Below are 9,069 nucleotides of genomic sequence, written 5' to 3'. Positions count from 1 at the left end.
AAGATGCCCGCTGATGGAAGTTTCACTTTATCGCCATTATCGGCAACAGCCTGAAAAGAAAGAATAGGCTCTCCCTGACCTGCCAGGGAGAGCCATCATTATCGCTTTTTATCAGCCGATTAAGGTCTTAAGACGCTCAAGTAATTCACCTGCAGGAATCTCAAAGCTTTCGCCATTTTTTCTAAGCTTCACTTCGACAATGCCTTCAGATGCCTTCTTGCCGACTGTCACACGAACCGGCAATCCAATTAGGTCAGAATCAGCGAATTTAACACCCGCTCTCTCTGGGCGGTCATCAATGAGCACATCATAACCCGCTCTAGAGAGCTGTTCATATAAGTCTTCACCTAATTGCTTTTGTGCTTCATCCTTCATATTCACCGGAATCAGGTGAACTTGATATGGAGCAATATTTACCGGCCAAATTAAGCCTTTATCATCATTGAATTGTTCTGCAATGGCAGAAACGGTACGGGATACACCAATTCCATAGCAGCCCATGATCATTGGCTTTTGACGTCCATTTTCATCAAGAATCATCCCGTTCATGGATTCACTGTAACGGGTGCCAAGCTTGAAGACATGTCCAACCTCAATCCCTTTTGCGAATTGAATGGTTCCTTGTCCATCTGGAGAAGGGTCGCCCTCTTGAATGAAGCGCAAGTCTTCATATTGTACGGATGGGAAATCACGGTCCGGATTGACGTTCACATAATGGAATCCATCTTCATTGGCGCCGGATACGGCATTTTCCATCATTTCAACAGCTGCATCTGCCACGACCTTCACATCGCTTGTCTTCATGTGGACAGGCCCGAGTGATCCGAAGCTGACTCCAAGGATTTCTTTCGTTTCTTCCGGTGTTGCCGGTTCAACGATTGCCGCATTGAACATATTTTTGAGCTTAATATCATTCAATTCATGATCGCCTCTGACCAATACAACAACAAATTGGTCATCAACCTTCCAGAGCAATGTTTTGATGCATTTCTCAGCCGGTACATTTAAGAAGCTGGACACTTCTTCAATCGTTTTTTGATCTGGCGTTTCGATTTTTTCTAATTCCTTTGCTGCTTCCCCAGCTTTAACGGCTGTATTGACAACAGGCGCCATTTCGATGTTGGCAGCGAAAGTCGATGTATCTGAATACGCGATTGTATCCTCACCGATTTCTGAGAGAACCATGAACTCATGCGTATCTTTACCGCCCATTGCTCCAGAATCGGCAATGACAGCACGGAAATTCAAACCGCAGCGACTGAAGATATTGGAGTATGCCGTAAATAAGCGGTCATAAACCTCATCTAGGCTTTCCTGGCTTGAGTGGAAGGAATAAGCGTCCTTCATAATGAATTCTCTGCCGCGAAGCAATCCGAAACGAGGACGTTTTTCATCGCGGAATTTCGTTTGAATCTGATAAAGTGTCAATGGTAATTTCTTGTAGGATTTAACCTCATCGCGAAGAAGGCTTGTAATGACCTCCTCATGTGTCGGCCCAAGAGCAAACTCACGATTATGGCGGTCATGCATGCGCATAAGCTCCGGTCCGTAGGAATTCCATCTGCCGGATTCCTGCCACAGCTCAGCCTGCTGCAAGGTCGGCATTAATAATTCTACCGCTCCTGCTCGCTCCATCTCTTCACGGATGATTTTTTCTACATTTTGAATTACCTTTAATCCAAGCGGAAGGTAGCTATAAATTCCGCTGGCTGTTTGACGCATAAATCCAGCACGAAGTAAAAGCTGATGGCTTTTTACTTCAGCATCAGACGGCACCTCTCTCAAAGTAGGGATAATCGTCATACTTTGTCTCATTATCATTTCACCTTTCTATCAATCACAATTGGGCTTCATACATAGATGATAGGGGCTTTTACGCAACCCCTATCAAGATTTGTTTATTAAGAAGCTCTGAAGGAATCCAGCCTGCCTGCTGTTCCTCCGTCACATTTCTCTTTTAAAAGAAGAAGCGCTGTATATCATTCCATGTTACCACAATCATCAAGAGCATCAAGAGGGCAAATCCAATAAAATGGACAATTCCTTCCTTCTGCTTATCGATTGGCTTTCCTCGAACAGCTTCGATGGCAATGAACAGCAATCGCCCTCCATCAAGAGCCGGAAGCGGGAGCAGGTTCATAATCCCTAGGTTAATGCTCAATACGCCTGCCCATTTCAATAAATAAATCGTACCTGATTTAGCCACTTCCTCGGTTGATACATAAATACCAACAGGGCCGGATAATTGATCAATATCAAAACCGCCTGTTACTAAGTCTCCAAGTATAATGAAGATCTGTTTCGTCCACAAATACGTTTCCGTAAACCCGTGGCCCACCGCTTTCACAAATGATTTTTCGGTTGGGGCATATACCCCGATAATGCCGCGTTTACCGGCTGCATCCTCCACTAATTTAGGAGTGACGGTCAATTCCTCTGTTGCCCCATCACGTTCAACAATGAAATCTAATTCATTATTGGCGTTTTTCTGGATTGTTTTTTGGATTTCTTCCCAAGATCCCATCTCATCTCCATTAATGGACTTGACGACATCTCCTTCTTTCAATCCTGAGGTGATGGCTGGACCATCCTCTGTCAATTTACCTAAAACAGGATCATTGACGACAACGCCTTGAATCATCCCGATAATCATGAAAATGACAGCAGCTAACACAAAATTCATCATCGGACCCGCAAATATGGCCAATGCCCGCTGTCCGACTGTCTTAGAAGAGAACTGCCTGTCATAAGGGGCTATTTGCAGCTCCAGTCCATCCTCTACGATAATGGCCTTCGGATGAACCTTAAAGGTCTTAAGGGAGTCTTCCTCCCCTTCTTCATAACCGCGAATAATCAATTGATGATCAAGGTCCGCCTCTTCTACTTCAATCATTCTCGCTTCAGGATACTTATCCTTATTAGTGACAATGATCTTATCGACTTCATCCTTTTCATTGCATAAAATACCTATGCGATGTCCAGGCTTCAATTCAATCGCTTCAGCATCCTCTCCTGCCATCCGGACATAACCCCCGAGAGGAAGGAGACGAATGGTATAGACGGTTTCATTCTTTGTAATCGTAAATATTTTCGGACCAAAACCAATGGCAAATTCACGGCAAAGAATTCCTGCCCTCTTGGCAAAGATTAAATGGCCCAATTCATGGAAAAACACCAATCCGCCAAATATGAGGATAAACGCTATTATTGTTTGCACTTAATCGACCATCCTTTTAATATAGTGACTCGATATACGTTCTAGTGTCTTGATCGACCTCTTGAATGGTTTCAAGTCCTGGGTTTTCTATTAGCTTATGTCGCTTCATCGCTTGCTCAATCAGACTTTCAATCGTCAAGAAAGGAATCTTTCCTCCTAAGAATAGGCCAACTGCTGCTTCATTTGCAGCATTTAAAACCGTTGGCATCGTACCGCCTGCTTTGCCAGCTTCATAAGCGTATTGTAAACAAGGAAAGCGGTCAAAGTCCATCTTTTTGAAATGCAAGGCTGCTGCATCAGCCAGATTAAGCCTTTTTGCCGAAACAAGCGGCAGTCGGTCCGGATAGGTGAGTGCATATTGAATCGGCACTCTCATATCAGGTGTTCCCAGTTGAGCAATAACACTTGAATCATGGAATTCTACCATGGAATGAATGATGCTTTCCTGATGAAGCAGCACATCAATTTGCTCATATGGCAGATTAAATAGCCAATGGGCTTCAATAACCTCAAGCCCTTTATTCATCATGGTAGCTGAATCAATGGTAATCTTTGCGCCCATTGACCAGTTCGGATGGTTAAGTGCGTCCCGAACGGTTACATTCGTCAGCTCATCGCGTGTCTTATCCCGGAAGCTTCCGCCAGAGGCCGTGATAATCAATCGTTCGATATTTTTGCTTTTCTCCCCTTGCAGCGCTTGGAAAATAGCCGAGTGCTCACTATCTACTGGAAGAATGGGTGTCCCATACTTTTCTGATGCCGCCATAACGATATGGCCGGCTGTGACGAGAGTTTCCTTGTTTGCAAGGGCAATGGTCTTGCCGGCTTCCATTGCTTTCATCGTAGGAATTAATCCAATGCTGCCCATGACAGCATTTACGACCACATCGCCTTTATGGTACACAGCTGTCTCAATCAGCCCTTCATCTCCATGCATGATGATCACATTCTGAAACTCACTCTTTAAACGGTCAGCATCCTCTTTGTTGAGAACGGAAACCAATTCAGGTTTGAACTCTCTTACAATTGCCCGAATACCATCAATATTCCGCCCTCCTGATACAGCCGTTAGTTTAAATTCTTCAGGGTGATTTCGAATGATATCGATTGTCTGCATGCCAATCGAACCTGTTGCGCCTAGCAAATTGATGTTCTTCAAAACTAATCCTCTCCCAGCATGTCTCCTATAATATCGTTAAAAGATGAAGAAGTGCAGGATTGGCAGGACAAACAGCAAGCTGTCAAACCTGTCCAATATTCCGCCATGACCCGGCAATATATTGCCGGCATCCTTCACACCATAATGTCTTTTATAAGCAGATTGCACAAGGTCGCCTAATTGGCCGAAAACGGCAATCAAGAGCGCGACAATAATCATCTTACCTATATTGTAATCCAATACATTGAAGAAATAGAACAAAATCGATGCAATTATCGCACATGTAATTCCGCCAAAGAACCCTTCAACCGTTTTGTTCGGGCTAATCTCAGGCCAAAGCTTCCTTTTTCCAAGTGAACGGCCGACGAAATAAGCACCTGAATCCGTTACCCAGATTGTGACGAGTACAAATAAGATTGTCGCAAGTCCTGCTTCTCCTGCTCTCGTATGGTAGAAATAATAAAAGGAAATTCCTATGTATAGTACTGACAGCAGCAAAAATGCCGCATCATCATATGTGAAAGCATTTTTGGAGATAACCGTGACAATTAGCAGCAAGAATGCGCCAATAATGAATAAATCCATTTTGTCATATTGAATCATCGAAAAGAACGAATCAAACTCATCCGGAATGAGCAATACCCATAGCATCAGGAATGACAACAGGGTAGATATCGTCATCAACGGGAGCTTCTTCATCTTAATCAGTTCATAAAGCGCAATGGTAGCCATCGCGTAAATTAAGAACAGAAAAGGCAGATTTCCATAGATTAAGATTGGCAAAAACAAGGCCATTGCAATGACTGCCGTAATAATTCTTTGTTTCATGTCTTATATCCTCACCTTCAACATTAGACTCCGCCAAACCTTCTTGAACGTCCTTGAAATACTTCCAAAGCATCAATGAAATGGTCGGCATCAAAATCCGGCCATAGTACGTCCGTGAAATAAAATTCTGTATATGCGAGCTGCCAGAGCATGAAATTGCTCAACCGAATCTCTCCGCTTGTACGGATTAAAAGATCAGGATCCTTCATGCCGCTCGTCATTAAGTAGCTTGAAAAACGGTCCTCAGATAGATCTTCAGCTGTAAGCTTCCCATCTTCTATATCCTTGGCAGCCTGCTTAATTCCTTCAAGAATTTCAGCACGGCTTCCGTAGTTCAGGGCAAAATTCAGCACAAGCCCATCATTATCCTTCGTCTTTTCAAGCGCTGTCGAAACCGCCTTAACCGTATGCAAAGGCAGCCGTTTTTGGTCGCCCATTATTTGGACCCTTACATTCTCCTCAATCAGCTCTGGCAGAAAGGTCCCGAGAAACTCTTCAGGCAGCCGAAGTAAATAATCGACTTCATCCTTTGGTCGTTTCCAGTTCTCTGTGGAAAAAGCATATACGGTCAATACTTTTACACCCAGCTCATTAGCTAGCTTGGTTGTCCTTCTAACCGTCTTCATTCCTTCATGGTGGCCGGCAATTCGTGGTAATGCACGTTTTTTAGCCCATCTTCCATTCCCGTCCATGATGATGGCAATATGCTCCGGTACCTCTCCTTGCTTAACGCGTTCCATTCGTTCATTTATGGTCAGCTGGTCTTCTTTCTTTTTTTCTTTCTTCCATCGAAACATGTTTTTTCCTCCACCAGGTTCACCGTGCGAACCTGTTTATGTGTATGTATTTCATAAACCATTACAATCATACCATAATTATATATCATGAACATTGTGCATATAAAAAGATTGTATAACCGCTACTTACATACAGGTCTATCTACATTATAGGCTAAAGCCCCAAATCTACTCTGTATATGAGAAATTTTGTCCTGCAAGGACAATTTGATATGAAAAAGCCCCTTTTCTAAAAAAAGGGGCTCTCACTGATTTAGATCAATCAGACTTCCATAATTTCCTTTTCTTTATCTTTAGCCATTTGATCGATTTTTGCGATATGCTCATCTGTCATTTTTTGAACATCGTCAGAATAGCCGCGGTGAGCATCTTCTGTGATTTCGCCATTTTTCTCGAGCTTCTTCAAATCGTCATTTCCATCACGGCGAACATTACGGATAGCAACCTTTGCTTCTTCCGCTTCTTTCTTCACTTGTTTAACAAGATCGCGGCGGCGTTCTTCAGTTAAAGCTGGTACACTCAAACGAATGATGGACCCATCATTGACAGGGTTCAGCCCTAAATCTGATTTAAGAATGGCTTTCTCGATATCACCAAGGATGGATTTATCATAAGGCTGAATCACAAGCATACGAGCTTCTGGTACGCTAATAGAAGCCATTTGGTTAATCGGTGTTGGAGCACCATAATAATCAACCGTTAATCGGTCCAGCAATGATGCGCTGGCACGACCGGCACGAATAGAAGCCAGCTCACGTGAAAATGCTTGAATGCATTTGTCCATTTTTTCCTTTGTATTAGAAATAACTTGCTTTGCCATTATTTATTCCCCCTAACAACAGTCCCGATAGTTTCGCCAAGTACGGCGCGCTTAATATTTCCTTCTTCCATAATTGAGAAGACGATTAGTGGAATATCGTTATCCATGCAAAGTGATGACGCAGTTGAATCCATGACCGCCAAACCATCCTTGATTAAATCAAGATAAGATAATTGGTCAAACTTCACAGCATTGCTGTCTTTTACCGGATCAGCGCTGTATACGCCGTCAACATTGTTTTTGCCCATAAGGATAACATCTGCTTCGATTTCAGCAGCTCGTAAAGCTGCTGTTGTATCAGTGGAGAAATAAGGGTTGCCTGTACCTGCTGCAAAAATAACAACACGGCTCTTTTCTAGATGACGAATGGCTCTGCGTCTAATATAAGGCTCTGCAACCTGACGCATTTCAATGGATGTTTGCACACGTGTTCCAATGCCCTGCTGTTCTAGGCTGTCTTGTAGAGCAAGGGAATTCATGACAGTCGCAAGCATACCCATGTAATCCGCAGTTGCACGGTCCATGCCCAGCTCGCTTCCCGTCTTCCCTCTCCAAATATTGCCCCCGCCAACGACAACGGCTACTTCTACGCCCAATTCAGCTACTTCCTTTACCTGTTTCGCAATGGAAGAGATGATAACCGGGTCAATCCCGAAGCCCTGCTGCCCTGCGAGAGCCTCTCCACTTAACTTTAATACAACTCTTTTATACTTTACGCTGCTCATATAAACCTCCACCAATGTTAAAGTAGGAACCAATTATATCGTCCATAATTATTTTCCCATACATCTCAATTCTTGTGCAAAAAATCTTCCTGGAAAGAATACTTTCCGTTTGCTTAAAGAAGAATTCTTGAAAAATAGGGAACACAATGTGTTCCCTATTTCATCTTCTTGCTGTATCTGCTTTAGATTAATTAGTCTTTTTTAACTTGGCTCATTACTTCTTCAGCGAAGTTATCTTGTTTCTTCTCGATACCTTCCCCAACTTCGTAACGAACGAATTCTACGATTGTAGCACCGTTAGCTTGTACATATTGACCAACTTTTTGATCAGGGTTTTTAACGAATGTTTGATCCAATACGCAGATCTCTTCGAAGTATTTGCCAAGGCGTCCTTCAACCATTTTCGCAACGATTTTTTCAGGTTTGCCTTCGTTTAACGCTTGTTGAGTCAATACTTGACGCTCATGTTCTACTTCTTCAGCAGTTACTTGGTCGCGAGAAACGTATTTAGGGTTTAGAGCAGCGATGTGCATAGATACATCTTTCGCTACAGCTTCATCAGCAGAACCTTCGATGATTGTCAATACGCTGATACGTCCGCCTTGGTGAATGTAAGCACCGAATGCGCCGTTTTCAGGTTTTGTTTTGATTTCGAAGCGGCGAAGTGTGATACGCTCTCCGATTTTAGCGATTGCAGCATTGATGTGATCTTGAACAGTCGCACCATTTTCCATTGTTTGTGTAAGAGCTTCTTCAACAGATGCTGGTTTGCTTGCTAATAGGTGAGCAGCCAATTCTTTTACAAGAGTTTGGAACGCATCGTTTTTAGCAACGAAGTCAGTTTCAGCGTTTACTTCAAGGATAACAGCTTGTTCGCCGTCTACAACGATAGAAGTTAAGCCTTCTGCAGCGATACGATCGCCTTTTTTAGCAGCTTTTGCGATACCTTTCTCACGAAGGTAGTCGATTGCTTTATCCATATCTCCGTTTGTTTCTTGAAGAGCTTTTTTGCAGTCCATCATACCTGCACCAGTTTTTTCGCGTAATTCTTTAACCAGTTGAGCTGTAATAGCCATTTGGTCTTCCTCCTTTAATTGTCCATAAAATCAGTATGTAGCAGTATAAGTTGACGTATACACTGCTTCTTTATTTCAAAAAAAGGTGATAAAAGGCACCATCCTCTTATCACCTTTAAAAAATCAATTAAGCATTTTCTACTGTAGTAGCTTCTTCAGCTTCTGCAGGAGCTTCAACTTCAGCTGCTTCTGCAACTGGAGCTGTTTCTTCACCTTGTTTACCTTCAAGAATAGCGTCAGCCATTTTTCCAGTAAGCAATTTAACAGCGCGGATTGCATCATCGTTCGCAGGGATTACATAATCGATTTCATCCGGATCACAGTTTGTATCAACGATACCAACGATAGGGATGTTCAATTTGTGTGCTTCTGCAACAGCGATACGCTCTTTGCGTGGGTCAATGATGAACAATGCATCAGGGATTTGTTTCATATCCTTGATACCGC

General features: G+C 43.0%; 9 protein-coding genes. All 9 read right to left on the bottom strand.

What is annotated here, in order from left to right; genetic code table 11:
- Window positions 1-111 precede the first annotated feature (111 nt).
- Window positions 112-1,815 (bottom strand): proline--tRNA ligase, encoded by a 1,704-nt coding sequence (locus tag ACI35L_RS11595; RefSeq protein ID WP_439802932.1) that lies wholly within the window; start codon window positions 1,813-1,815, stop codon window positions 112-114.
- A gap of 142 nt (window positions 1,816-1,957) precedes the next feature.
- Window positions 1,958-3,217: an RIP metalloprotease RseP gene (gene rseP, locus ACI35L_RS11590; protein WP_049671398.1), complete on the bottom strand. Its 1,260-nt coding sequence runs from the start codon at window positions 3,215-3,217 to the stop codon at window positions 1,958-1,960.
- 16 nt (window positions 3,218-3,233) lie between these two features.
- Window positions 3,234-4,376 (bottom strand): 1-deoxy-D-xylulose-5-phosphate reductoisomerase, encoded by a 1,143-nt coding sequence (dxr, locus tag ACI35L_RS11585; RefSeq protein WP_049671399.1) that lies wholly within the window; start codon window positions 4,374-4,376, stop codon window positions 3,234-3,236.
- A gap of 36 nt (window positions 4,377-4,412) precedes the next feature.
- Entirely contained in the window at window positions 4,413-5,204 is a 792-nt protein-coding gene (locus ACI35L_RS11580) for a phosphatidate cytidylyltransferase (protein WP_049671400.1), read from the bottom strand.
- A gap of 23 nt (window positions 5,205-5,227) precedes the next feature.
- The gene (locus tag ACI35L_RS11575; RefSeq protein WP_049671401.1) at window positions 5,228-6,001 is read right to left on the bottom strand and encodes an isoprenyl transferase; all 774 of its coding nucleotides are present in this window, start codon (window positions 5,999-6,001) and stop codon (window positions 5,228-5,230) included.
- Between the two features lie 262 nt (window positions 6,002-6,263).
- Window positions 6,264-6,821, bottom strand: coding sequence for a ribosome recycling factor (gene frr / locus ACI35L_RS11570; protein ID WP_049671402.1), 558 nt, complete (start codon window positions 6,819-6,821; stop codon window positions 6,264-6,266).
- Window positions 6,821-7,546: a UMP kinase gene (pyrH, locus tag ACI35L_RS11565; RefSeq protein ID WP_049671403.1), complete on the bottom strand. Its 726-nt coding sequence runs from the start codon at window positions 7,544-7,546 to the stop codon at window positions 6,821-6,823. The genes frr and pyrH overlap by 1 nt, the downstream gene beginning before the upstream one ends.
- Before the next feature lie 191 nt (window positions 7,547-7,737).
- Complete coding sequence (tsf, locus tag ACI35L_RS11560; RefSeq protein ID WP_049671404.1) at window positions 7,738-8,622, bottom strand: translation elongation factor Ts; 885 nt, start codon at window positions 8,620-8,622, stop codon at window positions 7,738-7,740.
- A 127-nt stretch (window positions 8,623-8,749) separates the two neighbouring features.
- A partial coding sequence (gene rpsB, locus ACI35L_RS11555) for a 30S ribosomal protein S2 (RefSeq protein WP_439802931.1) occupies window positions 8,750-9,069 on the bottom strand: 320 nt, incomplete at its 5' end.

It is taken from the genome of Pradoshia sp., from assembly GCF_051873915.1.
Classification (GTDB): Bacteria; Bacillota; Bacilli; order Bacillales; family Pradoshiaceae; genus Pradoshia.
Note: the sequence above shows the minus strand (reverse complement) of the source record. Positions and strands in the feature narration are given on the sequence as shown.

Excerpts from the sequence above, each read along its gene's own strand:
- pyrH (WP_049671403.1), bottom strand. The coding sequence starts at position 7,546 with ATGAGCAGCGTAAAGTATAAAAGAGTTGTATTAAAGTTAAGTGGAGAG.
- tsf (WP_049671404.1), bottom strand. The coding sequence starts at position 8,622 with ATGGCTATTACAGCTCAACTGGTTAAAGAATTACGCGAAAAAACTGGT.
- ACI35L_RS11595 (WP_439802932.1), bottom strand. The coding sequence starts at position 1,815 with ATGAGACAAAGTATGACGATTATCCCTACTTTGAGAGAGGTGCCGTCT.
- frr (WP_049671402.1), bottom strand. The coding sequence starts at position 6,821 with ATGGCAAAGCAAGTTATTTCTAATACAAAGGAAAAAATGGACAAATGC.
- ACI35L_RS11575 (WP_049671401.1), bottom strand. The coding sequence starts at position 6,001 with ATGTTTCGATGGAAGAAAGAAAAAAAGAAAGAAGACCAGCTGACCATA.
- ACI35L_RS11580 (WP_049671400.1), bottom strand. The coding sequence starts at position 5,204 with ATGAAACAAAGAATTATTACGGCAGTCATTGCAATGGCCTTGTTTTTG.